Origin of the sequence: Streptomyces lancefieldiae (assembly GCF_031845825.1) — a bacterium.
Taxonomy (GTDB): Bacteria; Actinomycetota; Actinomycetes; order Streptomycetales; family Streptomycetaceae; genus Streptomyces; species Streptomyces lancefieldiae.
This window is the reverse complement of sequence record NZ_JAVRFH010000032.1, coordinates 17100-42888: the sequence shown is the minus strand read 5'-3', so window position 1 is coordinate 42888 and position 25789 is coordinate 17100. Positions and strand designations below refer to the sequence as shown.

24 protein-coding genes are annotated in these 25789 nt (G+C 73.2%); 10 read left to right on the top strand and 14 right to left on the bottom strand.

The features are described from left to right. Window positions 1-29 precede the first annotated feature (29 nt). On the bottom strand, window positions 30-245 hold the full coding sequence (locus tag RM812_RS26760; RefSeq protein ID WP_311577096.1) for a hypothetical protein: 216 nt from the start codon (window positions 243-245) through the stop codon (window positions 30-32). A gap of 490 nt (window positions 246-735) precedes the next feature. Continuing rightward, the gene (locus tag RM812_RS26755; protein ID WP_311577093.1) at window positions 736-3345 is read right to left on the bottom strand and encodes a helicase C-terminal domain-containing protein; all 2610 of its coding nucleotides are present in this window, start codon (window positions 3343-3345) and stop codon (window positions 736-738) included. Window positions 3346-3481: 136 nt separating this feature from the next. Here RM812_RS26755 and RM812_RS26750 point away from each other — a divergent pair, with 136 nt between their 5' ends. Together RM812_RS26750 and RM812_RS26745 are read left to right on the top strand one after the other, a co-directional pair. After that, window positions 3482-4519: a hypothetical protein gene (locus tag RM812_RS26750; protein WP_311577090.1), complete on the top strand. Its 1038-nt coding sequence runs from the start codon at window positions 3482-3484 to the stop codon at window positions 4517-4519. Between the two features lie 166 nt (window positions 4520-4685). Then, on the top strand, window positions 4686-5348 hold the full coding sequence (locus RM812_RS26745) for an HAD family hydrolase (RefSeq protein WP_311577087.1): 663 nt from the start codon (window positions 4686-4688) through the stop codon (window positions 5346-5348). On the opposite strand, the gene RM812_RS26740 is transcribed toward RM812_RS26745, so the two are convergent. Continuing rightward, the gene (locus tag RM812_RS26740; RefSeq protein ID WP_311577084.1) at window positions 5297-5575 is read right to left on the bottom strand and encodes a hypothetical protein; all 279 of its coding nucleotides are present in this window, start codon (window positions 5573-5575) and stop codon (window positions 5297-5299) included. The genes RM812_RS26745 and RM812_RS26740 overlap by 52 nt on opposite strands. Before the next feature lie 162 nt (window positions 5576-5737). On the opposite strand from RM812_RS26740, the gene RM812_RS26735 reads away from it, so the two are divergent. Next, the gene (locus tag RM812_RS26735) at window positions 5738-6121 is read left to right on the top strand and encodes a cold-shock protein (RefSeq protein ID WP_161163330.1); all 384 of its coding nucleotides are present in this window, start codon (window positions 5738-5740) and stop codon (window positions 6119-6121) included. Window positions 6122-6132: 11 nt separating this feature from the next. Here RM812_RS26735 and RM812_RS26730 read toward each other — a convergent pair whose 3' ends face one another. Genes RM812_RS26730 through RM812_RS26715 form a run of 4 tightly spaced genes read right to left on the bottom strand, consistent with a single transcriptional unit; the run spans window position 6133 to window position 9661 of the window. Next, complete coding sequence (locus RM812_RS26730) at window positions 6133-6999, bottom strand: 1,4-dihydroxy-6-naphthoate synthase (protein ID WP_311577287.1); 867 nt, start codon at window positions 6997-6999, stop codon at window positions 6133-6135. Further along, on the bottom strand, window positions 6971-7756 hold the full coding sequence (locus RM812_RS26725; RefSeq protein WP_311577077.1) for a futalosine hydrolase: 786 nt from the start codon (window positions 7754-7756) through the stop codon (window positions 6971-6973). The genes RM812_RS26730 and RM812_RS26725 overlap by 29 nt, the downstream gene beginning before the upstream one ends. After that, a complete protein-coding gene (locus RM812_RS26720) occupies window positions 7726-8214 on the bottom strand; it encodes a DUF2771 domain-containing protein (RefSeq protein WP_311577074.1) in 489 nt (162 codons plus the stop codon). Before RM812_RS26720 ends, RM812_RS26725 begins: the two co-directional genes overlap by 31 nt. A gap of 58 nt (window positions 8215-8272) precedes the next feature. Then, window positions 8273-9661, bottom strand: a complete 1389-nt coding sequence (locus RM812_RS26715) for an MFS transporter (RefSeq protein ID WP_311577071.1) — start codon at window positions 9659-9661, stop codon at window positions 8273-8275. A 333-nt stretch (window positions 9662-9994) separates the two neighbouring features. Here RM812_RS26715 and RM812_RS26710 point away from each other — a divergent pair, with 333 nt between their 5' ends. Beyond that, window positions 9995-10921 carry a DUF3027 domain-containing protein gene (locus RM812_RS26710; RefSeq protein ID WP_311577068.1) on the top strand — a complete coding sequence of 309 codons (927 nt, stop codon included), beginning with the start codon at window positions 9995-9997 and terminating at the stop codon, window positions 10919-10921. A gap of 251 nt (window positions 10922-11172) precedes the next feature. Beyond that, complete coding sequence (locus RM812_RS26705) at window positions 11173-14325, top strand: sacsin N-terminal ATP-binding-like domain-containing protein (protein WP_311577065.1); 3153 nt, start codon at window positions 11173-11175, stop codon at window positions 14323-14325. A 154-nt stretch (window positions 14326-14479) separates the two neighbouring features. Here RM812_RS26705 and RM812_RS26700 read toward each other — a convergent pair whose 3' ends face one another. Then, window positions 14480-16873: an HAD-IC family P-type ATPase gene (locus tag RM812_RS26700; protein WP_311577062.1), complete on the bottom strand. Its 2394-nt coding sequence runs from the start codon at window positions 16871-16873 to the stop codon at window positions 14480-14482. 220 nt (window positions 16874-17093) lie between these two features. Continuing rightward, complete coding sequence (locus tag RM812_RS26695) at window positions 17094-17351, bottom strand: DUF2530 domain-containing protein (RefSeq protein WP_311577058.1); 258 nt, start codon at window positions 17349-17351, stop codon at window positions 17094-17096. A gap of 179 nt (window positions 17352-17530) precedes the next feature. On the opposite strand from RM812_RS26695, the gene RM812_RS26690 reads away from it, so the two are divergent. Further along, complete coding sequence (locus tag RM812_RS26690; protein WP_311577055.1) at window positions 17531-18988, top strand: NCS2 family permease; 1458 nt, start codon at window positions 17531-17533, stop codon at window positions 18986-18988. A gap of 7 nt (window positions 18989-18995) precedes the next feature. Here the strand turns inward: RM812_RS26690 and RM812_RS26685 are convergent, their stop codons facing one another. Continuing rightward, entirely contained in the window at window positions 18996-19178 is a 183-nt protein-coding gene (locus tag RM812_RS26685) for a ribbon-helix-helix protein, CopG family (RefSeq protein ID WP_311577052.1), read from the bottom strand. Window positions 19179-19333: 155 nt separating this feature from the next. Here RM812_RS26685 and RM812_RS26680 point away from each other — a divergent pair, with 155 nt between their 5' ends. After that, on the top strand, window positions 19334-19771 hold the full coding sequence (locus RM812_RS26680; RefSeq protein ID WP_217139705.1) for a MarR family winged helix-turn-helix transcriptional regulator: 438 nt from the start codon (window positions 19334-19336) through the stop codon (window positions 19769-19771). A 27-nt stretch (window positions 19772-19798) separates the two neighbouring features. After that, complete coding sequence (locus tag RM812_RS26675; RefSeq protein ID WP_311577047.1) at window positions 19799-21163, top strand: MFS transporter; 1365 nt, start codon at window positions 19799-19801, stop codon at window positions 21161-21163. Window positions 21164-21175: 12 nt separating this feature from the next. Here RM812_RS26675 and RM812_RS26670 read toward each other — a convergent pair whose 3' ends face one another. Beyond that, the gene (locus RM812_RS26670; protein ID WP_311577044.1) at window positions 21176-21763 is read right to left on the bottom strand and encodes a Uma2 family endonuclease; all 588 of its coding nucleotides are present in this window, start codon (window positions 21761-21763) and stop codon (window positions 21176-21178) included. Between the two features lie 116 nt (window positions 21764-21879). Here RM812_RS26670 and thpR point away from each other — a divergent pair, with 116 nt between their 5' ends. Then, window positions 21880-22452 carry an RNA 2',3'-cyclic phosphodiesterase gene (gene thpR / locus RM812_RS26665; RefSeq protein ID WP_311577041.1) on the top strand — a complete coding sequence of 191 codons (573 nt, stop codon included), beginning with the start codon at window positions 21880-21882 and terminating at the stop codon, window positions 22450-22452. 130 nt (window positions 22453-22582) lie between these two features. Here thpR and RM812_RS26660 read toward each other — a convergent pair whose 3' ends face one another. Together RM812_RS26660 and RM812_RS26655 are read right to left on the bottom strand one after the other, a co-directional pair. Then, a complete protein-coding gene (locus tag RM812_RS26660) occupies window positions 22583-23575 on the bottom strand; it encodes an aldo/keto reductase (RefSeq protein ID WP_311577038.1) in 993 nt (330 codons plus the stop codon). Between the two features lie 52 nt (window positions 23576-23627). Beyond that, complete coding sequence (locus tag RM812_RS26655) at window positions 23628-24215, bottom strand: Uma2 family endonuclease (RefSeq protein ID WP_311577035.1); 588 nt, start codon at window positions 24213-24215, stop codon at window positions 23628-23630. Between the two features lie 90 nt (window positions 24216-24305). Here RM812_RS26655 and RM812_RS26650 point away from each other — a divergent pair, with 90 nt between their 5' ends. After that, window positions 24306-25067 carry an aminoglycoside adenylyltransferase family protein gene (locus RM812_RS26650; RefSeq protein ID WP_311577031.1) on the top strand — a complete coding sequence of 254 codons (762 nt, stop codon included), beginning with the start codon at window positions 24306-24308 and terminating at the stop codon, window positions 25065-25067. On the opposite strand, the gene RM812_RS26645 is transcribed toward RM812_RS26650, so the two are convergent. After that, window positions 25049-25729 (bottom strand): GDSL-type esterase/lipase family protein, encoded by a 681-nt coding sequence (locus RM812_RS26645; protein ID WP_311577029.1) that lies wholly within the window; start codon window positions 25727-25729, stop codon window positions 25049-25051. The genes RM812_RS26650 and RM812_RS26645 overlap by 19 nt on opposite strands. Between the last annotated feature and the right edge of the window lie 60 nt (window positions 25730-25789).

Below are 25789 nucleotides of genomic sequence, written 5' to 3'. Positions count from 1 at the left end.
CGTCCAGTGTGCCTGATCGCGGGGCCGGGCTACCGGAGTGTGAGGTTGTTGATCAGCGGCCCCTCGATGGTGACCCCCTCCGTGACCAGGGGCTCGACGCCGGTGGACGGCAGGGGCAGCGGCAGCGCGGTGGCCTTGGGAGCGAGCGCCCCGAACAGCGCTGCGGCGGTGATCAGGGCGGCGACGGAGACGGCGACGGCGGAGCGGGCGGCGGAACGGTCGGGACCGGGGAGAGGGGAGGGCATGGGGTGTCCGGCCTTTCGGGGGGAGGGGCTTCCGGTGGCGTGAGGGGCGCGACGGGCGCGACGGGCGCGAGGGGCATGCGGGGCAGTGAGTGGCTCGGGAGCGGGCCGGGTCCAGGAGGGCGGGGACCCGGCCCGCGGCAGGGGGGCGGAACGGACGGATCAGAAGGTCAAGCCGCCACCCAGGTCGATACCGATCGCGGCGGCGTCGGCGGCGAACGCCGCGATCAGTGCGGCGGTGGAGGTCAGGACGGTGGCGACACGACGAACGGCACGCATCGGGTTTCCCCTTTCGGTTCGGTGCAGGACACCCGGTGGCTGCCCGACCGCCGACGACTCGATGCGGAAGATGAAAAAAGCTCCCTCTCAGGTGCGAATCACCCGGCGTGGCGTGCATGAATCACGGCATACGCCCGAAAGTGCGCAAGAAGAAGGAATCGCGGCCGGACGGGTGTGAAACCCGGGGAACCGGGTCACCGCAGGTCACGCCACGTCACGTCGCGTCGTCGGCGAGTTCGGCGACGCCCGTGATCCGGTGCAGCGGATACGTGCGTACCTCGTCCGCCGTGTGGTCGTACGCCGTGACGAAGCCGCCCTCGACCCGGATCGGGGCGATGACGCGCTGGCTGGCGGCGCCCTCGGCGTTCACGTAGCCGATCCACAGCGCCTCGCCGGTCATCACGGCCGCCTGCACGGTGGCGAGGGTCTCGGCGGCCCCCGTGCGGGGCAGCTCACCGCCCGCCCCCGAGGATCCGTCCTCGTCACTCCCGGCGCCCGGCTTGCGCGGGGTCGTGGAGGCCAGGTCGCCGGCCCGGATCGCGCGGATCGCCGCCGTCAGAAGCGTGTCGTCGGGGACCGGCGGACCGTCCGGGACCGGCTCCGGTGCCGCACGCGGCGGGGTGCGGTGAGCGTCGGCCCGGGCGATCAGCACGTCGCCCGCGGCGGACTCGGCGGCCGGCGCGAACCCCATCGCGCGCAGCCCCTCCAGCAGCGCCGCCGGGTCGCTCTGCGCGGCCAGCACGGTCGGCGCGAGACGGCGCAGCCCGAGGCCGGCGGCCCGTTTGTCGGCGAGGATCTCGTCCAGCGTCGCGTCGTCGTCGCAGCGCACGTACGCCGAGGCCGCGCCCACCCGCAACTGCCCGTGCCGCCGGGCCACGTCGTCGATCAGGTACGTCAGTGGCTGCGGCACCGGCGTACGGGAGTGCCGGGCGAGGAACGCGTGCAGGTCGGCGGCGGTCCGCCCGGCGTCCAGCGCGCGGCGCACCGAGCCCGGCGTGAACCGGTAGACGGTCGCCCCGCCCTTGGACTCCACGTCCGCGAGCACCCCCAGCAGGTCGGCCAGCGGGCGCTCCAACGGCCCCGGCGCCACCGCCGTCAGGTCTGCCTGGAGCAGCACGTGGTCCAACGGCTCGGGGAACAGCGGCGCGAGCAGCCGGGCGGCCCTCGCGGCGGCGACGGCCTGCTCGGCGGGGGCGAGGGGAGCGGGCGCGGGCGGCGTGTGGTGGTGGACGGGCAGCTTGTCGCCGGGCCCCTCGGACGACTCGGCCCGGTGCGGCGGCTCGGGCGCCCCGATCAGCGCCCGCCCGGGCGCCGCCAGCGCGCCGCGCCCGGTGACGCCCAGCAGCTCGGCCTCTGACAGCGTCCACCGGGCGATCCTGGTGCGCAGGTCCTCCTCCGGCTGCGTCCGCTGCTCCCGCTGGGGCGCGCGCAGCGGACGCTCCCACTGCAGCCGGGCGAGCACCGACTCCTCGGTGGGCGAGGCGCCCTGCGGCAACATGGCGAGCAGGGCCAGCACCCGGTGCCGTACCTCCGGCGCCACCGAACGGTCCAGGTTCGGGCCCAGCGCCGAGAGCGTGCGGTCCTTGGCGTCCCGGCCGCCGACCACCCCCGGCGTGCGGGTGGCCGTCAGCCACGTCACGGCCAGCCGGGCCCAGCGCTCGGCGGGAGGCAGCTCGCGCCACTCGTCGTAGGCCGGGGTCGCCGCGTACCGCTCGTCGTCCCCCACTGCCTTGACGGCGTGGGAGGTACCCCCACCGCCGTCGGAGGCGATCAGCCCGGCCGCGTAGGCCAGCTCGACCCAGAAGGCGGCGACCGGCTCGGGCACGTCCAGGGCGACGGCCGTCCGCTTCAGGTCGCGCACGCTCAGCCCGCCGGCCCGCAGCACCGCCGGGCCGCCCTCGTCCCAGTCCTTCAGCAGCTCCTCGACGGTCGCCAGTGCCGTCAGGGCCTGCCCGGCCGCGGTGGCGTCCACAAGCTGTGGACGGTGCGCGGCGGCGGCCTCCACCGGCGGCGGCACCGGCTCGGGCGTGCGGTGCGCCCGCCCCGCGCGCAGGTGCAGGGCGGCCTCGCGGGGGAGGACGACCGTGCCCGGGGCGGTCGGCAGCAGCAGCCCGCGGTCCAGCAGCGCGCGCAGGTGCGGTGCGGGATCGTGGGTGACCTGACCGTAGGGAGGTCCCCACACCAGCCGGGCCAGCACCTCACGGGACTCCTCGGGCAGCTCGGCGAGGAGCGCCGCCATCCGCCTCCGGTCGGTGAACAGGGCGCCGAGCGCGGACACGGCGGAGACGGAGTCGTGGGTCGAGGGCAGGCCGACGGCGGCGAGGATCTCCTGGATCCGGCCGGGCGACATCCCCGCCGTCGCCTCCCGCACCGTGGGGCCGAGACCGGTCGGGGACGGGTGCTGCGGGGAGGGCGCGAGCAGCTCACGCGCGGTGCGCACCAGCCGCAGCCGGTCGTCGGCGCCCCACACCAGGGCCTGCTCGCGCAGGAGGGCGACGGCCCGGGGCAGGGCGGCCGAGACGGCGGGGTCAGCCGTGTCCCCGGGGTCCCCGGCCATGAGACCGAGCAGCTCGCCGTACGGCGCCGGGTCCGCCGCCACGGCCAGCGCCTGAGCGGTCTGCAGCGCGAACCGGTCCAGCCGCTCCAGGGCCCGGACGACCGAGGCACGGGTACCGGCGCGGGTGGCGAGCTGGGTGAGGTCCGTGGGGACGGGAGTGACGAGGTCGGGCCGGCTGCGCAGGAGGGCGGCCAGCGAGACGTCGTCCCTGACGCGGAGGGCTTCCGCGAGGGACCGGGGGGCCGCGGACTTCTCCTCGGTGCTCATCCGGCCCACGTTAGCGGGTGGGTACGACGGTGGGGTGTCGCGTGGGTGCGCGGTGCGCGGGGACCTGCGCCGCGGGCGGGAACATTCGGTACCTTCGTCCGACGGGGTACCACAACACACCGCCCCGGAGGGCTTTGTGGGGATCGAGAGCGACCAGGTCGTCTACGAGTATCTGAGCCGCGTCGGTGACGTGGCCCAGCAACGGCAGCTGCCGTCGGCCACCCGCATGCGGCTGGTCGCCGAACTGCGGGGCGAGATCGACCGGCGCCGGGCCGGGACCACCGTGGACAGCCCCGCCGCCGTCCGCCGCATCCTGGACCGGCTCGGCAGCCCCGACGACATCGTCGACGCGGCGGGGGGCACGAGTGGTGCAAGTGGTGCCGGGGGCGCCGGGGGTGGTGCCGCGCCGGCGTCGGCGCCGCCCGCGGCCGTGCCCGTGCAGAAGGAGGGCGAGCCGGGGAACGCGGAGCGGCGCAAGGGCCTGTGGCGCGCCGTCCCGCGCCCCCGTCCCGCCCCGCCCGCGTCGGAGCCCGAGCCCGCGTCGGTTCCCTCCCCGCCGCACGCGGCGAGCGCGCACGAGCTGGGGGACGGCGTCACGCAGCCGGACTGGTGGCGGGTGGACAACGGCCCGTTCGGAGGCGGCGGCGACAGCGTGCCGGGGTTCGTCGGCGGCGTCGAGATCCCGGAGCTGCTGAAGCCGCCGCCGAGGGAGAAGGACGAGGCGGCGCAGAAGGAGCCGGCGGCCGCGGAGGCGGTGGAGGAGCCCGCGGAGCCGGTCGCCGGGAGGACGGGGCGGGCCCGGCGCCGCCGCCTGCCCCGCCTGTGGCCCGAGGGCGGCTGGAACAGCCCCCTGCTGCTGCTCTCCGCCACCCTGCTGGTCGCCGGCACCGTCCTCAGCAGACCCGAACCGATGGTTCTGGGCTGGCTGCTCGTCTTCCTCTCCCGCCGCCTGACCCCCGCCCAGGCGAAGTGGGCGGTACTGGGCCTGCCCGGCACGGTCGCCGCCGTGGGCGTGGTGTGGCTGTGGGGCCGTACGGACGGCCGCTGGGGCGATCCGATCGCCGAGGGCCGCATGAGCGACGCCATCACCGAGACCTTGCCCTGGGTCCTGAACTCCGCCGCGGTGGCCACGGCCCTCTACCTCCTCTGGCGCGCCCGCCGCCCCCGGGGCTGACCAGGCGCCCCTGGGTGTCCCGTCCCCGGCGGACGCCGTCGGCGGGCCGGCCCGCGGTGGGCGGCCGACGGACTGGGACACGGTCGTGGCCTCGGAGCCGATCACCCGTCGCCACCGGGCGGGTGATCGGGCCGGCCCCGCCGGGTCTCCCGGCACAATGGGGCCCATGGCATTCACGACCCGCCCCGCGCCCACCGTCGGTTTCGACCTGGACATGACGCTGATCGACTCACGCCCCGGCATCCGCGCCTGCTACCTGGCGCTGACCGAGCGGACGGGGACGTACGTCGACGCCGATCTGGCCGTCACCCGGCTCGGGCCGCCGCTGGAGGAGGAGCTGGCGCACTGGTTCCCGGCCGAGGAGATCGCGGCCACCGCCGACCTGTACCGGGAGATGTACCCGACGTACGCCGTCGCCGCCACGCCCGCGCTGCCCGGCGCCCGGGAGGCCGTCACCGCCGTACGGGAGGCCGGCGGACGGGCGATCGTCGTGACCGCCAAGTACGAGCCGAACGCCAAGCTGCACCTGGCGCACCTCGGCATCGAACCGGACGCCGTGATCGGCGACCTGTGGGCCGAGCAGAAGGCCGTGGCGCTGCGCGAGCACAGTGCCGACGTGTACGTCGGCGACCACCTCGGCGACATACGCGGCGCCCGCGCCGCCGGTGCCCACTCCGTGGCCGTGGCCAGCGGCCCGTACAGCGCCGAGGAACTGCGGGCGGCCGGCGCCGACGCGGTCCTCACCGACCTGACCGGGTTCCCGGCGTGGCTCGCGGGCTACCGGGACGGCGACGGGGCGGGCGAGGGCCCCGACGCGGCGCGCGCCTGACGCCGGCCCGCCGCGATCGACCGGAACACCCCCGCGCCGGCGATCAGGAAGCCCACTCCCATCAGCATGCTCAGTACGAACATGTAGGTGGGGAAGGGCGTCGTCCCCATGAGCAGCGGGGCCACCGTGACCAGGGTGGCCACGGCGCCGACGAAGAAGACGATCGCACCGGCGCGGATCAGTCGGTCACCGGGCGCGGCGGAATTCGTTTGGGTTTTGTCACGCACCCGACCAGGGTAGTTCCCAGCCCGAGGGAACAGCCGGGGAACGTCTTGTCACCGGCTGCAAGACCATTAGCCTTGGTACCGGCGGGTCCGGACGACCCGCCCAAGTGCTATCAAGAGCCGTTTCCGAGCAGTTTTCCGACGAGTACGAGGACGAGGACAGACGTGCCCACCGGCAAGGTCAAGTGGTTCAACAGCGAGAAGGGCTTCGGCTTCCTCTCCCGCGACGACGGCGGTGACGTCTTCGTCCATTCCTCGGTCCTCCCCGCCGGAGTCGAGACCCTGAAGCCGGGACAGCGCGTGGAGTTCGGCGTGGTCGCCGGACAGCGCGGTGACCAGGCCCTGTCCCTCACCCTGCTGGAGCCCGCGCCCTCGGTCGCGGCCGCACAGCGCAAGAAGCCGGACGAACTGGCCTCCATCGTCCAGGACCTGACGACCCTCCTGGAGAACATCACCCCGATGCTGGAGCGGGGCCGCTACCCCGAGAAGACGGCCGGCAAGAAGATCGCCGGCCTCCTCCGCGCGGTCGCCGACCAGCTCGACGTCTGACCCCCCACCCCTTACGGGAACGCCAGCGCGTCCGGGCCGAGGGCCGGTACCAGTCCCTCGGCCGCCGCGCGGGTCAGCAGGCCCCGGACCGCCGCGTAGCCGTCCTCGCCGAGGTCGGCCGTGAACTCGTTGACGTACAGCCCGATGTGCTGGTCGGCGACGGCCGGGTCCATCTCCTGGGCGTGCTCCATGACGTACGGACGGGAGACCTCCGGGTCGTCCCAGGCCGCCCGCACGGACGTACGGACCGAGTCGGCGAGGCGCGTCAGCGTCGCCTCGCCCAGCGACCGCTTGGCGATGATCGCGCCGAGCGGGATCGGCAGCCCGGTGGTCCGCTCCCAGTGCTCGCCCATGTCGGCGAGCTTGTGCAGCCCGTAGTTCTGGTACGTGAAGCGCGCCTCGTGGATCACGAGTCCCGCGTCGACCTTGCCGTCCCGCACGGCCGGCATGATCTCGTGGAACGGCATGACGACGATCTCGCCGACCCCGCCGGGCACGGTGTCCGCCGCCCACAGCCGGAACAGCAGGTACGCCGTCGACCGCTCACTGGGCACCGCCACCGTGCGGCCGCGCAGGTCCACGTCCGCCTCCCGGGTCAGCACCAGCGGACCGCAGCCCCGGCCCAGCGCGCCCCCGCAGGGCAGCAGGGCGTACTCGTCGAGGACGTACGGCAGCACGGCGTACGACACCTTCAGCACGTCGAACTCACCGCGCTCGGCCATGCCGTTGGTGATGTCGATGTCCGCGAACGCCACGTCGAGCGCGGGGGCGCCGGGGACGCGGCCGTGCGCCAGCGCGTCGAAGACGAAGGTGTCGTTCGGGCAGGGGGAGTACGCGATCCGCAAGGGCTCAGAGGCCGTGTGGGTCGTCTGGGTCATGGGGGTCATGGGGGTCATGGTGGTTCCAACTCGTGAGAACGGGTGCGAGCTTCCCGAAGGCGTCCGTCAGCGCCGCGAGGGCGTCGCCGATGCGCCAGGCGGCACGGTCCCGGGGGCCGACCGGGTTGGAGACCGCGCGCAGCTCCAGCACCGGCACCGCGTGCGCGGCGGCGGCCTCGGCGACGCCGAAGCCCTCCATCGCCTCGGCCAGGGCCCGCGGGTGGCGGGCGCGCAGCAGCGCGGCGCGCCCGGCGGTGCCGGTGACGGTGGACCCGGTCAGGACGGTGCCGGGGCGGGCCCCGGTCGCGTCGGCGACCCGGCGGACGAGGCCGGCGGGCGGGCGGTGGGTGACGGTGCCGAAGCCGAGGTCGGTCACCGGCAGGAAGCCGTCCGCCGTCTCGGCGCCCAGGTCGGCCGCGGTGATCTCGTCGGCGACGACGAGCGAGCCGACGGGCGCGTCCGGTGCGAAGCCGCCGCCGATCCCGGTCGAGACGACCAGGTCGTACGGGGCGCCGTCGAGGGCCGCGGCGGTCAGGGCGGAGGCGGTGGAGGCGGCGGCGAGGGCGGGGCCGACGCCGGCGGCCAGCAGGTCCCAGCCGCCCGGGAACCGGCGCAGGAGCACGCCCGGGCGGGACGCCTCGGCGCCCGGCTCCGGGAACGCCGATGCCACCGCGTCCCGTTCGACGGGGACCGCGGTGGCCACGAGGATGCGCGCGGAGGACGTGGTCAGTCGTCCTTCTTCAGCTTGAACGACCACAGACCGGTGGCCTTCTCGCTGCCGGCCTTGCCGTCGCCGGCCTTGATGGTGACCAGCGTCGAGTCGCCCTGGGCGCCGTACTGGGCGTTGAAGAACACGCTGCCCGGGACCGTGCGGTAGGTGTTGTCCGTGTCGTCGGTGAGCTGCTGACCGTTCATCAGGATCGTCCAGCGCTCGTCGGCGACCTCCGGGTCCACGCCGAGGCGCACGGTGTCGTCGGGGTTGACCGTGATGGACTTGACGTCGTCGTCCTGCAGGCACTTCTGGATCTCGGCGGTCTCCAGGACCTTGTCCTCACCGCCGCAGGTGGCCTCGGAGCTGACCGAGTCACTGCCGACCGTGACCGTGGCCATGGGCGTCGGCTGGTCACAGGCGGACAGCAGGAGCAGTCCGGCGGATACGGCGCCGGCGGCGGCGACGGCGCGGCGGCGTCGCACAACGGATTGCAACGTGGTCATGGGCGAAGGCTATACGGCGCCTCCGGCCCTCCCCCCACCTGGGTACGGCGTGGCGTGGTCACGCCACCCTCGGTCGCGCCGGCCCCCCGTGCCGGGCCGAGCCGATCAGGCCCCGTACGGTCGTCAGCCACCCGGCGGCAATGATCGCGGCGGCCACCGACAGGCCCAGCGTGCCGTTCAGCGGCAGCACGATGCCGACCGCTCCGCCCAGCACCCAGGAGACCTGGAGCAGCGTCTCCGAGCGCGCGAACGCCGACGTGCGGACCTGTTCCGGCACGTCCCGCTGGATCAGCGCGTCCAGGGACAGCTTGGCCAGCGCCTGCGCGAACCCGGCGGCCGCCGCCAGGCACGCCACCAGCACCGCGCCGAAGAACACCGCGGCCGTGACCGCCGTACCCAGCACGAACGCCACGACGGTCACGATGATGATCTCCGGCGCCCGTGACCGCAGCCACGCCCCGACCGCCGTGCCCAGCGCGTTGCCCGCGCCGGCCGCGACGCCCACGATCCCCAGCGACACGGCCGCGCTCTGCCCCGTCATCGGGTGCACGCGCAGCAGGAAGGCCAGGAAGAAGATCAGGAAGCCGGACAGGCAGCGGATGGCCGCGTTGGCGCCCAGCGCGTGCGTCACCGCAGGGCCCACGGTGCGCAGCCCGGGACGCCTGCCCGGCTTGCGCAGCGGCCCGTGCAGGTGCTGTTCGTCCGCGGCGAGCAGCGCCCGGTCCTCGCCGCGCGCCGAGTCCACCTTCCGCGGCAGCGTGAACGACAGCACCGTGCCGGCGACGAAGATCACGAAGGCGCCGTACAGCGGCCAGCGCGGCCCGACCTGCTGGAGCCCCGCCGCGATCGGCGCGGCGACGCCGGTGGCGAGCAGCCCGCACAGCGTCACCCGCGAGTTCGCCTTCACCAGGGAGAAGCGCGGCGGCAGCAGCCGGGGCACCACCGCGCTTCTGACCACGCCGTACGCCTTCGAGGCGACCAGTACGCCGAGCGCGGCCGGGTACATCTCGACGCTGCCGCTGACGACCGCCCCCGACAGCACCAGCGCGAGCAGCGCCCGGGCGCCCATCGCGGCCGCCATCGCCGCGCGGCGGCCGTGCGGCAAGCGGTCCAGGAGCGGACCGATCACCGGCGCGAGGAGGGTGAACGGCGCCATGGTGATCGCGAGGTAGAGCGCGACCCGCCCGCGCGCCTCGTCGGTCGGGACGGAGAAGAAGACGGTGGAGGCGAGGGCGACGGTGATCATGACGTCGCCGGCGCCGTTCACCCCGTGCAGCTCGATCAGCTTGCCGAGGCCGGACTCGCCGGCGCCGTGCGCGTGCGTCGCCCGGCGGATGCCGCGCGCGGTTCCGGTCACCGGCAGACGCAGGACACGGCCGACCGCGCGGAACCGCCCGGGGCCGCGCCCCCGGCTTCCGCCCTTGAACTCCGTCCGTGCGGCTGCCACCCCGTCATAGTGCCCCGAGAGCGGGGGCCGTAGCGTCGATACGGCGCGGATGGCGGTGATCGAGTCGGCCTGTCCCCACCGGGGGACGCCCGGCCGTACCCCGCCGAAACTCCCGTCGGTGTAGGCCCAGCGCACATGAGCAGGTAGCGTGCTTAGCGCGCCGTGGCGAACGTTCTCGGCCGCGCGCCTTACGGCCATCCCGCAGAATGGATGACGTAGGTGTGCCCGAGCGCGATCGGGCGCGGACGTCGACGCGGTCCACAGGTCCGCTCCGTCCGCCCCTCGCAGGCAGCGGCGCACTCGTGAGACGGCGTATGGAGAGAAGCGATACCTGTGAGCGCAGCGACAACGCGAAGCCGCACCCCTGACCGTCTGTGCGCCGAGGCCGTCGACCTCGCCCGCGCCGCAGCCGAGGAGGCCGCCGCACCCGGCGTCGTCGGTGAGCACGCCGGGCTGGTGTCGGAGGGCGACCGGGTCGTCACACACTTCTTCGCCTGCAAGGAGCTGGGGTACCGCGGCTGGCGCTGGGCCGTGACCGTGGCCCGCGCCTCCCGCGCCAAGATCGTCACGGTGGACGAGGCGGTCCTGCTGCCCGGCCCGGACGCCCTCCTCGCCCCCGAGTGGGTGCCGTGGAGCGAGCGGCTGCGGCCCGGCGACATGGGCCCCGGCGACCTGCTGCCCACCGACGCGGAGGACCTGCGGCTGGAGCCCGGCTGGACCGGCGAGGACGAGCCGCCGCCGAACTCCGCCGTGTCCCACGAGATGGCCGACCTGGTGGAGGCCGAGGACGCCGAGGTCACGGCCGGTCCGCCGGCCGAGCTGTCGACCGTCCCGGCCCGTGGCACGATCTCGGCGGTCGCCGAGGAACTGGGCCTGCGCCGCACGCGGGTGCTCTCCCGGTACGGCCTGCATGTCGCCGCGGACCGCTGGGAGGAGGGCTACGGCCCCAAGACCGCGATGGCCCAGGCGGCCCCCGCGTCCTGCGTGAGCTGCGGCTTCCTGGCGCGGATCGGCGGCTCGCTGGGGCAGGCCTTCGGGGTGTGCGCCAACGAGTTCTCGCCGGCGGACGGTCATGTGGTGTCCCTGGCCTACGGGTGCGGCGGGCACTCCGAGGCGGCGGTCATGCCCAAGCCGCCGCGGGTGGCTCCGCCGGTGATCGACGAGACGCGGGTCGATCCGTTCCCGTTGCGGCCGGCGGCGGATTCCGGGTCGGTGCCCGTGGCCGAGGACGAGGCGGTGGCGGAGCTGGGGCATTCGTAGGGCGCGGGCGCCTGTGACGGCGGGTGCGGGTTTGGGTGCCGGTGCCCGTGCGGGTGCGGGTGTGTCGTGGCGCGCGTCCCCCCCGGGGGCTGCGCCCCCGGACCCCCGTCGGCCTTGACGGCCTCGTCCTCACACGCCGGACGGTCTGGAATCGCCCCTGACCGGCGTTGGTCGGGTGGGCTGGAAGTGTGGCGGGTCGGTGAGGGGGATCGTCGCGGTACCTTCGTGGTCCGTCGATGAGGAGAGTCACCGTGAGCATGTTCGTACGGCCTGCCGCCGAGGGCGCGGACCCGTTCGGTACGGCACGTCTGCGGCGCGGGGTGCTGGACGCCTGGGCGACGAGCCCGGCCCGGTTCCGTGAGGACGCCAACGCGGAGGAGGACCTCGTCCTCGGCGGCTACCGCGACCGGCTGGTCGTCGAGCTCGCGCAGAACGCCGCCGACGCCGCCGCCCGGGCCGGCGTGCCCGGTCGGCTCCGGCTCACCCTGCGCGGCGGTGTCCTCGTCGCCGCCAACACCGGCGCCCCGCTGGACGCGGCCGGCGTCGAGTCGCTGTCCACCCTGCGCGCCTCCGCCAAGCGGGACGCCGGGGACAGCGCGGTCGGCCGGTTCGGGGTCGGCTTCGCCGCCGTCCTGGCCGTCACCGACGAGCCCGCCGTCGTCGGCCGGCACGGCGGGGTGCGCTGGTCCCTGGCCGAGGCCCGTGACCTGGCAGCCGACACCGCGCGGCACAGCCCCGGCCTGGGCGACGAGATCCGGCGGCGCGACGGGCACGTCCCGCTGCTGCGGCTGCCCTTCCCCGCCGAGGGCAGCGCTCCCGACCCGTACGACACGGCCGTCATCCTCCCGTTGCGCGACACGGCCGCCGCCGACCTCGCCGAACGGCTCCTGCACGCCGTGGACGACGCCCTGCTCCTCGCCCTGCCGGGCCTGGAGGAGGTCGTGGTCGAGGCGGGGGAGGACGTACGCACCCTCACCCGCCGCACCGAGGACGCCCTGACCGTCGTGGAGGACACCCGTCAGGGCGTCACCCGCTGGCGCACCGCCGCCGCGCACGGACCGCTCACCCCCGACCTGCTCGCCGACCGGCCGGTGGAGGAGCGGCTGCGCCCCCACTGGTCCGTGACCTGGGCGGTGCCCGTCGACGCCGACGGCGGCCCCGTACGGCCCCGCACCAGCCCCGTCGTGCACGCCCCCACGCCCAGCGACGAGCCCCTCGGCGTGCCCGCCCTGCTCATCGCGTCCTTCCCGCTGGACTCCACCCGCCGGCACGCCGCGCGCGGCCCCCTGACCGACTTCCTGACGGAGCGGGCCGCGGACGCCTACGCCGGGCTGCTCGCCGACTGGCGGCCGGTCACCACCGGCCTCGTCGACCTCGTGCCCGGCCCGCTGGGCAAGGGCGAGCTGGACGGCGCGCTGCGACAGGCGATCCTCGAACGGCTGCCGCGCACCTCGTTCCTGCCGCCCGCCGTCCCGCCGAGCGAGGACGACCCCGACCTGCCCGAGTCCCTGCGTCCCCGCGACGCGGAGGTGGTGGAGGGCGCGGGCGGCGAGACCGTGCGGGTCCTCGCCGAGGTGCTGCCCACCCTGCTGCCCGCCGGGCTCGAACGCCGTGCGGAGCTGCGCGCGCTGGGCGTGGCGCGGGTGCCGCTGACCGACGCGATCGACCGCCTGGCCGGACTGGAGAAGGCCCCCGCCTGGTGGCGGCGGCTCTACGACAGCCTCGCCGGGGTCGATCCCGACCGGCTGTCCGGGCTGCCCGTGCCGCTCGCCGGGGGTACCTCCCAGGCTTTCGGCACGGGGGGAGGCCGTACGACCATCGGCCCCCGGCAGGTGCTGCTGCCCTCCCCGGAGGCCGCCTCCCTGGACCCGGGGATCCTCACCCGCCTCGGTCTGAAGGTCGCCCACCCGGACGCCGCCCATCCGCTCCTGGAGAAGCTCGGCGCCCTCCCGGCCACCCCGCGTGCCGTGCTCACCACCCCGCAGGTGCGCGCCGCCGTCGCCGCGTCCCTGGACGACGAGGGCGGCACGAGCTGGGAGGAGGACGCCCTCGACGCCGACGAACTGGCCGACATCGTCCTCGGTCTGGTGCGTGACGCCGGGATCGACCCCGGGGACGAGCCGTGGCTCGGCGCGCTCGCCCTGCCCGACGAGGACGGCGAACTCTCCCCGGCCGGCGAGCTCGTCTTCCCCGGAGGCTCCTTCGCCCAGGTCATGCGCGAGGACGAACTCGCCGCCGTGGACGCGGAGCTGGCGGAGAAGTGGGGCCCGGAGCCGCTGGCCGCCTGCGGTGTCCTCGTGACCTTCGCCCTCGTCCGCGCCACCGACGTCGTTCTCGACCCGGACGAACTGGAGCCCCGCGAGGGCGACTTCGCCGAGCCGGACGACGCGGGTCTGCTGGACGCCGTGGACGTGTGGAGCGAGGACGTCCTCGACCGCTTCCCGGACAGCCCCGTACCGCCGGTCGCCACCGAGATCGTCGCCGTGCGCGACCTGGACCTCGTGGCCGACGACCGGTGGCCGCAGGCCCTCGCCCTGCTGTCACAGCCGCCGTTGCGCGACGCGCTCGTCCAGCCCGTGCGCGTCCTCCTGCCCGACGGCACCCACGAGGTGGTACGGCCGTACACCGCGTGGTGGCTGCGCGGGCACCCGGTGCTCGGCGGGCGCCGCCCGGCCGGTCTGCGCGCGTCGGGCGGCGACCCGCTCCTGCGCGGCCTGTACGACGAGGCCGACGCCACCGGCTTCGAGGACGAGCAGGTGCTGCGGGCGCTGGGCGTACGCACGTCGGTGGCCGCCCTGCTCGACGAGCCCGGCGGCGCGGCCGAGCTGCTGGACCGTCTCGCCGACCCCGGCCGTCCGGTCACGGCCGCCCAACTGCACGCCCTGTACGGCGCGCTGGCCGAGCTGGACCCGGACCGGGTCACCCTGCCGGACGAGGTGCGGGCCGTGGTGGACGGCCGGGTCGAGGTGGTGGACGCCGCCGACGCCGTGGTGGTCGACTCGCCCGACCTGCTGCCGTTCACGTCGGGCGTCCCGCTGCTGCCCGTACGGCCGACGCGGGCCGCCGAACTGGCGGAGCTGTTCCAGGTACGGCGGCTGAGCGAGTCCGTCACCGGCCGGGTGGACTCCCAGGGCGCCGAACACGACGTACCGGAACCGGTGCGGGTGCTGCTCGGGGCGCGGACCCCGGCGTCGTACGTGGAGCACGAGGAGCTGGTCGTCGACGGCGTGGAGATCGACTGGCGGCTGACGGACGACGGCGTGCTGCACGCCGCGACCCTGGAGGGCGTCGCCGCCGGGCTCGCCTGGGCGGCCGGTCAGTGGCCGCGCCGCTTCGAGGTCGCGGCGCTCCTGGAGGACCCGTCGCGCACGGAGGAGCTGGCCCGGGACCGCTGGTTCGACTAGGGCACATCTCCAGGCGTGAGCACTCGGCGGGAAACTGTCCTCGTCGCGCTCGGATGAGCGCGACGAGGACACTCGCGGTCGGAATGCTCACGCTTTTGCGGACAGGTACGGACACCCGGGTGGGGCCTGCGCGCCGGCGCCGCCACGGCTCCGGCTAGGCCGGGAAACGGCGGTCGACCAACCTCCACAGGAGTTCCAGGGCGGCCGCCGCCCCCACCGCGATGCCGACGGCGGTCCACGGCATCGTCACGCCCACCAGCTTCAGCGCGAAGAACTCCTGGAGCCACGGCACTCCCAGGACCACCAGGAAAGCCGCGCCCATGGCCGCCACCAGGCCCACCCGCCACCAGGTGTAGGGGCGGGCGATGATCGCCAGTACCCACATCGAGACCAGGAACAGCGTCAGCGTGGCCGCACTCGTCTCCGCGTCCAGCGCCCCCGGGCCGGAGTAGTGCTGCCGGGCGACGAGGTACGTCGCGAAGGTCGCCGCCGCGGCCACCACCCCGCCCGGGATCGCGTACCGCATCACGCGCCGGACGAAGTGGGGCTTGGCCCGTTCCCTGTTCGGGGCGAGGGCCAGGAAGAAGGCGGGGACGCCGATGGTGAGGGTGGAGAGCAGCGTGAGGTGGCGGGGCAGGAACGGGTACTCGACCTGCGAGCAGACCACCAGGACCGCCAGCAGCACCGAGTACACCGTCTTGACCAGGAACAGGGTCGCGACCCGGGTGATGTTGCCGATGACCCGGCGGCCCTCGGCGACCACCGACGGCAGCGTGGCGAAGCTGTTGTTGAGCAGCACGATCTGCGCGACCGCCCGGGTGGCCTCCGAGCCCGAGCCCATCGCCACGCCGATGTCGGCGTCCTTCAGCGCCAGGACGTCGTTCACGCCGTCGCCGGTCATGGCGACCGTGTGGCCGCGCGACTGGAGGGCGCCCACCATGTCCCGCTTCTGCTGCGGGGTGACCCGCCCGAACACCGTGCCCTCTTCCAGGGCCTCGGCCATGTCGTCGCGCTCGGCGGGCAGCCGGCGCGCGTCGATGGTGGCGCCGGTCAGCCCGAGCTTGCCGGCGACCGCGCCGACCGACACCGCGTTGTCGCCGGAGATGACCTTGGCCCGGACGTTCTGCTCGTCGAAGTAGCGCAGCGTGTCGGCGGCGTCCGGGCGCAGCCGCTGCTCCAGGACGACCAGGGCGGTCGCCGTGACCCCCTCGGCCACCTCGGGATCGTCCAGGTCGCGGGCGGCGCGGGCGAGCAGCAGCACCCGCAGGCCCTGCTCGTTGAGCCACCCGGTCTCGGCGAGGGCGGGGTCGTCCTCGGCCAGCAGCACGTCCGGAGCGCCCAGCAGCCACGTACTGGAGGTGCCGTCGCCCTCGCCGAAGGTGGCGCCGCTGTACTTGCGGGCGGAGGAGAACGGCAGGGACTCGGTGCAGCGCCAGTCGTCGGCCGCCGGGTAGGCCTCGATGACGGCCCGCAGGGAGGCGTTGGGGCGCGGGTCGGACTCGCCGAGGGCACCGAGCACCGTGCGGACGTACGTCTCGTCGGCACCGTCGAGGGTGCGCAGTTCGGTGACGTCCATGCCGCCCTCGGTGAGGGTGCCGGTCTTGTCCAGGCAGACGGTGTCGACCCGGGCCAGGCCCTCGATGGCGGGCAGCTCCTGGACGAGGCACTGTTTCCGGCCGAGCCGGACGACACCGATCGCGAAGGCGACCGAGGTGAGCAGGACCAGGCCCTCCGGGACCATGGGGACGATGCCGCCGACCGTGCGCGCGATCGAGTCGTCCAGCTCGTCGTCCTTGGCGAGCAGCTGGCTGAGGATCAGGCCGATCGCGGTCGGGACCATCATCCAGGTGACGTACTTCAGGATCGTGGAGATGCCGGAGCGCAGCTCGGACTGGACCAGCGTGAAGCGGGAGGCCTCCTCGGCGAGCTGCGCGGCGTAGGCCTCGCGCCCCACCTTGGTCGCCCGGAACGCGCCGCCGCCCGCGACCACGAAGCTGCCGGACATGACCTGGTCCCCCGGCTGCTTGACCACCGGGTCGGCCTCACCGGTCAGCAGCGACTCGTCGATCTCCAGCCCGTCCGCCTCGACGCAGACGCCGTCGACGACGATCTTGTCCCCGGGCCCGGTCTCGATGACGTCGTCCAGCACGATCTCCGACGTACTGACCTCGGCGGCCTTCCCGTCCCGGCGCACGGTCGGCCGGACCTCGCCGATCAGCGCCAGGGAGTCCAGGGTCTTCTTCGCACGCCACTCCTGGATGATGCCGATGGCGGTGTTGGCGAGGATCACGAAGCCGAACAGGCTGTCCTGGATCGGCGCGACGAACAGCATGATCACCCAGAGCACGCCGATGATCGCGTTGAACCGGGTGAAGACGTTGGCGCGGACGATGTCGGCCAGCGAGCGGCTGCTGCGTACCGGTACGTCGTTGACCTCACCGCGTGCGATCCGCTCGGCGACCTGGGCCGCCGTCAGCCCGGTCGCGGCCGGGGGGACGGGAAGGGCGTGCGCGGAGCCGAGTCGGCCGTCCGCGTCGAGATGCGTCATGCATTCGACGGTACGTGCGGTTTTACGGCGTCACCCGCCGAATGCGCGGAAGATCCGACCTGGGGAGGAGCGCCGCGCCGACGTGTGATGCCGTAGTACTACGAGACCGGAACCGCGTCCCCGTGCCGTGTCAGCCGTGTCAGCCGTGTCAGCCGGGTCACAGGCAGCCGGCCCGTCTCCGCCGATGCCACGACCGACGCCACGGGCAGGTCGTCGGGCGCTACGCCGTGCCCGTCTCCCGCGCCCGCTTGATCGCGGCGTCGCGCTTGCGCACGTACCAGACGCCGATCAGGCCGAGCCCGCCGCCGGCCAGGCAGGTCCACACCCACCAGGCGTGGCCGTGATCGTCGAACCAGCCGTAGAACGGCAGCTGCACGAGGAAGAGGACGAACCAGAGGACGGTGCCGCCGGTGATGGTCGGGACCACGGGGCCCTCCAGGGGCTCCGGCGCCTCGTGCGTGGGTGTCCACTTCGTCATGCGTACAGCTTACGAGCCGGGCGCCGACGGGTTCACGGCGCGGCGCCCGGCCGGTCTACGCGCGGAGATAGCGATCTGCGGCTCATACGTTCATACTGAACCCGTTTGTCTCTGACCACTTTCATTCGTAGGAAGCACCAACAAGGCCGTGGGGGAACCTGTTGGTGATGAGGTCCCGCATGTCCACCTCGGCCTCCGCCAAGGTCCCCCCGTCCCCCGAGTCGCCGGAAGACCGACGGCCCCCGCAGAACGCCCTCGACCGCTACTTCAAGATCTCCGAGCGCGGCAGCACGCTGCCCCGCGAGATCCGCGGCGGTTTCGCCACCTTCTTCGCGATGGCCTACATCATCGTGCTGAACCCGATCATCCTGGGCAGCGCGAAGGACATGTACGGCCACCAGCTCGACAACAGCCAGCTGGTCACCGCGACCGCCCTGACCGCGGCGTTCACCACGCTCCTCATGGGCGTCATCGGCAACGTCCCGATCGCGCTGGCCGCCGGCCTCGGGGTGAACTCCGTCGTCGCCCTCCAGCTCGCCCCGCGGATGTCCTGGCCGGACGCCATGGGCATGGTCGTGCTGGCCGGTTTCATCGTCATGCTGCTGGTCGCGACCGGCCTGCGTGAGCGTGTGATGAACGCCGTGCCCTACGGCCTGCGCAAGGCCATCTCCATCGGTATCGGCCTGTTCGTCATGATCGTCGGTCTGGTCGACTCCGGGTTCGTCACCCGGATGCCGGACGCCGCCCAGACCACCGTCCCGCTCCAGCTCGGTACGGGCGGTCACCTGCACGGCTGGCCGGTGCTGATCTTCGTCCTCGGTGTGCTGCTGACCCTCGCGCTGATCGTCCGCAAGACCCCGGGCGCCATCCTGATCTCGATCGTCGTGATGACCGTCATCGCGGTGATCATCAACGCCGTCACCGACATCCCCTCCTGGGGCCTGACGACCCCGGAGTGGCCCGGCAACCCCGTCTCCACCCCCGACTTCGGGCTGGTCGGCGAGGTCAGCCTGTTCGGCGGGTTCGAGAAGGTCGGCGTCCTGACCGGCGTGCTGTTCGTCTTCACCGTGCTGCTGTCGTGCTTCTTCGACGCGATGGGCACGATCATGGGCGTCGGCGACGAGGCGAAGCTGACCGACGCCCGGGGCCAGATGCCGGGCATCAACAAGGTCCTGTTCGTCGACGGTGTCGCGGTCGCCGCGGGCGGTGCCAGCTCGGCCTCGGCCACGACCTGCTTCGTGGAGTCCACGGCCGGCGTCGGCGAGGGCGCGCGCACGGGCTTCGCGAACATCGTCACCGGCGCGCTGTTCGCCGCGGCGCTGTTCCTCACCCCGGTCGCCACGATGGTCCCGTCCCAGGCGGCCACCCCGGCGCTGATCGCGGTCGGCTTCCTGATCCTGGCCGGCTCGATCCGGGAGATCGACTGGTCCGACTTCACGATCGCCATCCCGGCCTTCGTGACGATGCTGATGATGCCGTTCACCTACTCGATCACCAACGGCATCGGCATGGGCTTCATCACCTTCTCGGTGCTGCGCCTGGCGGCCGGGCGGGGCCGGGAGGTCCCCGTGGCGATGTACGTGGTGTCGGCGGTGTTCGCCTTCTACTACCTGATGCCGGCCCTCGGCCTCACGTGAGCGGAGCTCAGGTGACCCCGTAGAACCGCTCCGTCTCCTCGACGGAGGACTGGAACCGCTCGTCGAAGTCATTGCGAATGAGCGTCCGGACGACATAGTCCTGGACGCTCATTCCTCTTTTGGCCGCGTGGTGCCGGAGCCGGTCGAGCAGCTCCCCGTCCATCCGCAGGCTGAGCACGCTGGTCCCCATGCGCACGAGGGTCGCCCCGCGGGCCGGGCGCTGCTCCGTTTTCCGGAAACGACTCACTCGTACGGGTGAATCACGAGTTTCAGTGGCGGGCGTCACGGGCACGCGGGCGGATGAGCGGTGGTATTTCGCGAGACTAATGAGTTACGCTAAGGAACATGCCGGACCTCAAGCATGGCGACGACGCCGCCGCCGTGAACTCCCTGCGCTCCGCCGTGATGCGGTTGTCCCGTCGGCTCAAGCACCAGCGGGTCGACGAGTCACTCAGCCCCACCGAGATGTCGGTGCTCGGCACCCTCTCCAACTGCGGCAGCGCGACGCCGGGCGAGCTCGCCCGCAAGGAACACGTCCAGCCGCCCTCGATGACCCGCATCGTGGCGCTCCTGGAGGCCAAGGGACTGGTCCGGCTGGAGCCGCACCCCGAGGACCGGCGCCAGAAGGTCGTGACGCAGACCGAGCAGGCCGTGGTCATGCTCGAGGAGAGCCGCCGCAAGCGGAACGCGTTCCTGGCCACGCTGGTCGAGGGGCTCGACGAGGACGAGTGGGCGAAACTGCGCGCCGCCGCCCCCGTGCTGGAGAAGCTCGCACACCTGTAGGCAGCATTCGCGAGGAGGCGAACCCTTTTGAGTACGGGACCCGGAGCAGCTTCCGTCCCCGCACCTGACCACGACGACTCCCTGTCCAAGGCCCCCGGGGCCCCGCGCAAGACGTCCATGTTCGCCTCCCTGAAGGTCAGGAACTACCGCCTGTTCTTCCTGGGCCAGGTCGTCTCCAACATCGGCACCTGGATGCAGCGCATCGCCCAGGACTGGCTGGTGCTCAGCCTCACCGGCTCCTCCGCGGCCGTCGGCATCACGACCGCGCTGCAGTTCCTGCCGATGCTGCTCTTCGGCCTCTACGGCGGCGTCCTCGTGGACCGCCTGCGCAAGCGGCCCGCGCTGCTGGTCACCCAGTCCGCGATGGCCCTGACCGCGCTCGCCCTCGCCGCCCTCACCCTGACCGGGCACGTCCAGGTCTGGCACGTGTACGTCGCCGCCTTCGCGATGGGCCTGGCCACCGTCGTCGACAACCCGGCCCGGCAGTCGTTCGTCGCCGAGCTGGTCGGCCGGGACCAGCTCCAGAACGCGGTCAGCCTCAACTCGGCCAACTTCCAGTCCGCCCGACTGGTCGGCCCCGCCGTCGCCGGCCTGATGATCACCGGGGTGGGCACCGGCTGGGCGTTCCTCGCCAACGGCCTGTCCTTCGTCGCGCCGCTCAGCTGCCTGATGCTGATGCGCGCACGCGACCTGCACGCCGTCCAGCGCGCCCCGCGCGGCAAGGGACAGCTGCGGGAGGGCCTGCACTACGTCGCCGGCCGCCCCGAGCTGATCTGGACGATCACCCTGGTCGGGTTCATCGGCACCTTCGGCTTCAACTTCCCGGTGTTCCTGTCCGCATTCGCCGACGACGTCTTCGACGCGGGGGCAGGCGCCTACAGCCTCTTCAACACCCTCATGGCCGTCGGCTCACTGGCCGGTGCCCTGCTCGCCGCCCGGCGCGGCACGGCGCGGCTGCGGGTGCTGATCGCGGCGGCGCTCGCCTTCGGCGCCCTGGAGATGGTGGCGGCGACGGCACCCGAGCTGTGGCTCTTCGCGCTGCTGATGGTCCCCATCGGTGTCTTCAGCATGACGGTCAACGTCACCGCCAACACCAGCATCCAGATGTCCACCGACCCGGCCATGCGCGGCCGTGTGATGGCCCTGTACATGATGGTCTTCCTCGGCGGCTCCCCGGTCGGCGCCCCGATCGTCGGCTGGGTCACCGACACGTACGGCGCCCGGGTCGGCTTCGCCGCCGGCGGCGCGATAGCGGCCGCCGCCGCGGTCGTGATCGGCCTGGTCCTGGCCCGCGTCGGCAACCTGCGGCTGTCGGTCGGCTGGCACCGGGGGCACCCACAGGTGCGGTTCGTGCCGCGCGAGCGGCGGGAGGAGCTGGCGCCGGCGGCGTAGCCGGGCCCCGGGTCAGTCGCGGGGGAAGTCGTCGGTCGTGAGGGTGAGGCCGACGGCGGTGCCGGTCAGGTCGATGTCCTCGCCGAAGCCGAAGCTGACGGCGCTGTGGTACTTGCCGTCCTTCGGCAGGGTGTGCAGGTGCCACTCGCCGGTGTACGGGTCGACGATCAGGTACACCGGGACGCCGGCGGTGGCGTAGGTGTCCTTCTTCGGGCCGTAGTCGTTGCCGGCGGTGTCCTTGGAGATGACCTCGGCCACGAATTCGACGTCTTGGTAGCGCCAGTAACCCTTGCCGTCCTTCACCGACCGATGGGCGATGGCCGCGACGTCGCAAGCGAATCCGTTCAGCCGCCCGGGGAAGTCGATCCGCACGTCCGAGGTCAGTTGCTTGCGTGCGTACTTGGCGCGCAGCTGTTCCAGGACGTCGAAGATGATCTCGAAGTGTTGGTGCCGCTGCGGCGTCATGAAGATGTGACCCCCGACGATCTCGGTCTTGTACCCCTCGGGGACGGGCATCTTCTCGAGCCACTCGAACATGACGTCCAGAGTCAGCCCGGTGCTCTCCTCGGCCATCTCGATCCTGTCGTCAAGGACGGTCATCGTGGCGCTCCTCCCCGACTGCCCCCGACGCGGGTGCAGCCGCGCGGTACAACGATACGCACGGTGACCAGGACACGCGCGGACGTACACGTGTTCTCCGGGGGAGACTGTCCGGCATGAGACTGTTCGCCGCTGTCCTGCCCCCCGAGCACGTCACCGACGACCTCGCCGCCGAGGTGGCCGCGCTGCGCAGGCTGCCCGGAGCGGATGGGCTGCGCTGGACCGGCCGCCCCGGCTGGCACTTCACGCTCGCCTTCTACGGCGAGGTGGACGACGACCTCGTCCCCGGCCTGTCGGCCCGCCTGGAGCGCGCCGCGCACCGCACGGCCTCCTTCGAGCTGGCGCTCCGCGGGGGCGGCCAGTTCGGGCACGGACGGGCGCTGTGGGCGGGCGCGGAGGGTGATCTCACGACCCTGCGGCTGCTGGCCGACCGTGCCGAGTCGGCGGCGCGCAAGGCGGGGCTCCCGACGGGGGAGCACCGGCGCTACACCCCCCACCTGACGCTGGCCCGCAGCCGGGAGGCGTTCGACGTCCGGCCGTACCTCGACGCGCTGGCCGCCTTCACCGGCCCCACCTGGAGCGTGACGGACCTGGCGCTGGTGCGCAGCAACCTGCCGACCTCCGGAGTGCCGGGCGAACAGCCCCGCTACGAGGCGGTCGCCCGCTGGCCGCTCGGCGCGTCCGGTTAGGCTCTGGGGCGTGGACCCGAAGACCCGGAACCGGATCATGGCCGGTGTGCTCGTGCTGATGCTCGTGGTGGTGGCGGTGGCGGCGGCGCTCGGATAGCGCGCCGCCGGCCACCTCAGGCCCCTGCGCGCCTCACCAGGCGAACGCCTCCGGGGAGGGCCCCGTCCCCGGGAAGATCTCGTCCAGCCCGCCCAGCAGCTCGTCCGACAGCTCCAGCTCCACGGCCCGCAGCGCCGACGCGAGCTGCTCGGCGGTGCGCGGACCCACGATCGGACCGGTCACGCCGGGCCGCGTCAGCAGCCAGGCCAGCGCGGCCTCGCCCGGCTCGACGCCGTGCTTGTCGAGCAGGTCCTCGTACGCCTGGATCTGCGACCGCTTCGCGGGGTCGGCCAGGGTGTCGGCCGCCCGTCCGGAGGCGCGCCGTCCGCCCTGGACCTCCTTCTTGATGACGCCGCCCAGCAGCCCGCCGTGCAGCGGCGACCACGGGATGACGCCGAGGCCGTAGTCCTGCGCGGCCGGGATGACCTCCATCTCGGCGCGGCGCTCGGCCAGGTTGTAGAGGCACTGTTCGCTGACCAGGCCGATGGTGCCGCCGCGCCGGGCGGCGGTCTCGTTGGCCTGGGCGATCTTGTACCCGGGGAAGTTCGAGGACCCGGCGTACAGGACCTTGCCCTGCTGGACCAGCGTGTCGATGGCCTGCCAGATCTCGTCGAAGCCGGTGGCGCGGTCGATGTGGTGGAACTGGTACAGGTCGATGTGGTCCGTCCGCAGCCGCTTGAGGCTGGCGTCGACGGCCCGGCGGATGTTCACCGCGGACAGCTTGTCGTGGTTGGGCCACGCGTCGCCGTCGGCGGCCATGTTGCCGTACACCTTGGTGGCGATGACGACCTTGTCGCGCCGGTCGCCGCCCTTGGCGAACCAGTTGCCGATGATCTCCTCGGTGCGGCCCTTGTTCTCGCCCCAGCCGTACACGTTGGCGGTGTCGAAGAAGTTGATGCCGGCGTCCAGCGCCGCGTCCATGATCGCGTGGCTGTCGGTCTCGTCGGTCTGCGGTCCGAAGTTCATGGTCCCGAGGACGAGCCGGCTGACCTTGAGTCCTGTGCGTCCGAGCTGCGTGTACTCCATGGTGCCCAAGCCAACGGCTTGGAGTGCGCTCCAGGCAAGCGGGTTCGTTCGGTCAGTCGCGGGGGAAGCCGGCGGTCGGGAGGGTGAGGCCGAGGACGGTGTCGGTGAGGTCCAGGTCCTGCCCGAAGGCGAGCCGGAACTCGGCCGTGTAGTCCCCGTCCTTAGGCTGTGAGAAGACGTGGCAGCGCCCCTGGTAGGGGTCGGCGATGAGGTAGAGGGGGACCTCGGCGGCGGCGTAGGCCAGCTTCTTGGGGCCGTAGTCGTTGGCGGCGGTGCCCTTGGAGATGACCTCGGCCACGAACTCGACGTCCTGGTACCGCCAGTGGCCCGTTTCGTCCTGCTCCGCGCCGTCGCGGAGCTTGGCCACGTCGGGGCAGAAGCCGTTCTCGCGTCCCGGGAAGTCGATGCGGACGTCCGAGAGCAGCTCGACGTCCATGCCGAAACGGTCTTCGATGGATCGTTCGATACGGCGGATGATTTTGTGGTGGGTGCCACGCTGCGGTGTCATGTGGACGTTGCCCTCGACGATCTCGACCCTGAATCCTTCGGGGACGGGCATCCGCTCCAGCCGCTCGAACCACTCGTCCAAGCGCTGAGTGTTGCTGTCGGCCATGGCGATCCTGTCGTCAAGGACGGTCATCGTGGCGCTCCTCCCCGGCTGTCCCACGGGCGGGAGCAGCCGCGCGGTACAACGATACGCACGGCGACCAGGACTCGGGAGGACGCGCATATGCCAGACCGGGACCGGGACCGCACCGACCACCTCGTCGCCCTCGTCCGGCGCCACCTCGGCGACCACGACGTGCTCGGCGTCTACGCGCACGGCTCCGCCACCCTCGGCGGCCTGCGCCCGCACAGCGACCTGGACCTGCTGGTCGTCGTGCGGGACCGTACGACGCACGGGCGACGCGCCCGGCTCACCGAGGAGTTGCTGAAGGTGTCCGGCGGCGAGGGGCACCGCCCCGTCGAGCTGATCGTCGTCGTGCGGGACGACGTCCGGCCCTGGCGGTACCCGCCCCGCCGCGACTACCTCTACGGCGAGTGGCTGCGCGACGCCTACGAACGCGGCCACGTCCCCGAGCCCGAGGGCGATCCCGACCTCGCCCCGCTCCTGACGATGGTGCTGCGCGCCGACGCCCCCCTGTACGGCCCGCCGCCCGCCGCCCTCCTCGACCCCGTTCCGCACGAGGACCTGCGGCGGGCGATCGTCGCCGGGGTGCCGGGGCTCATGGCCGAGCTGGAGTCGGACACCCGCAACGTCCTGCTCACCCTCGCCCGGATCTGGAGCACGCTCGCGACCGGCGAGATCCGGTCGAAGGACGCGGCGGCCGACTGGGCCCTCGCGCGACTGCCGGTCGCCCACCGCCCCCCGATGGCCCACGCCCGCGCCGTCTACCTGGGGCAGGAGGAGGAACGCCGGGGCGACGGCGTGCGGCCGTGCGCCGAGCACCTGGTCCGGGCGGTCCGGACGGCCTACGCGGAGGCGGAGTAGGGCGCGCCCAGCCCCCACTCCTCGTCCATCGCGTCCGCGAAGGCCCCCGCGATCCTGTGCTCGCCGCTCTCGTTCGGGTGCGTGCCGTCGTACGTGTCGGTGTGGAAGTCGTAGGCGGCGGGCGGCGGGACGAGCAGCAGCGAGGAACCCGGCTCGTCGAGGTCGGCGATCGTCTTCGCGAGGAGTTCGTTGAAGCGGTGGACCTGGCCGGCGAAGGACGCGTCGGCCTCCACCCGGATGTTCGGGACCACCGGCATCACGGCCATGCGGACGCGCGGGTTCGCCGTCCGCGCCCCGGCCACGAAGGCGCGGACGTTGTCGGCGGTCTGGTCGGCGTTCGTGTAGAAGCCGAGGTCGATCAGGCCGAGGGAGACCAGGAGCACGTCCGCACCGCTGGTCCGTACCGTCGCGCCGATCAGCGGGGCCATGTGGTGCCAGCCCTCGCCCCAGCCGGCCAGGTGGGCGCGGGGGAAGTCGGGCTCGGCGTAGGCGTACGAGGTGGGGGCGTCCGTCACCGGGTCGTGCAGCGCCTCGCGCGGGCCGACGAACGTGAAGGGGCGGCCGTACGAGGCGCGCAGGTGCTCCCACAGCCGGTAGCGCCACGTGTGTTCGCCGGCGCTCCCGATCGTCATGGAGTCACCGACGAACATGAACCTGAGCATCCGCTCATCATGGACGATCACCCCGACCGGCGCGAGGTGAGGTCGACCACCTGCAAGGAA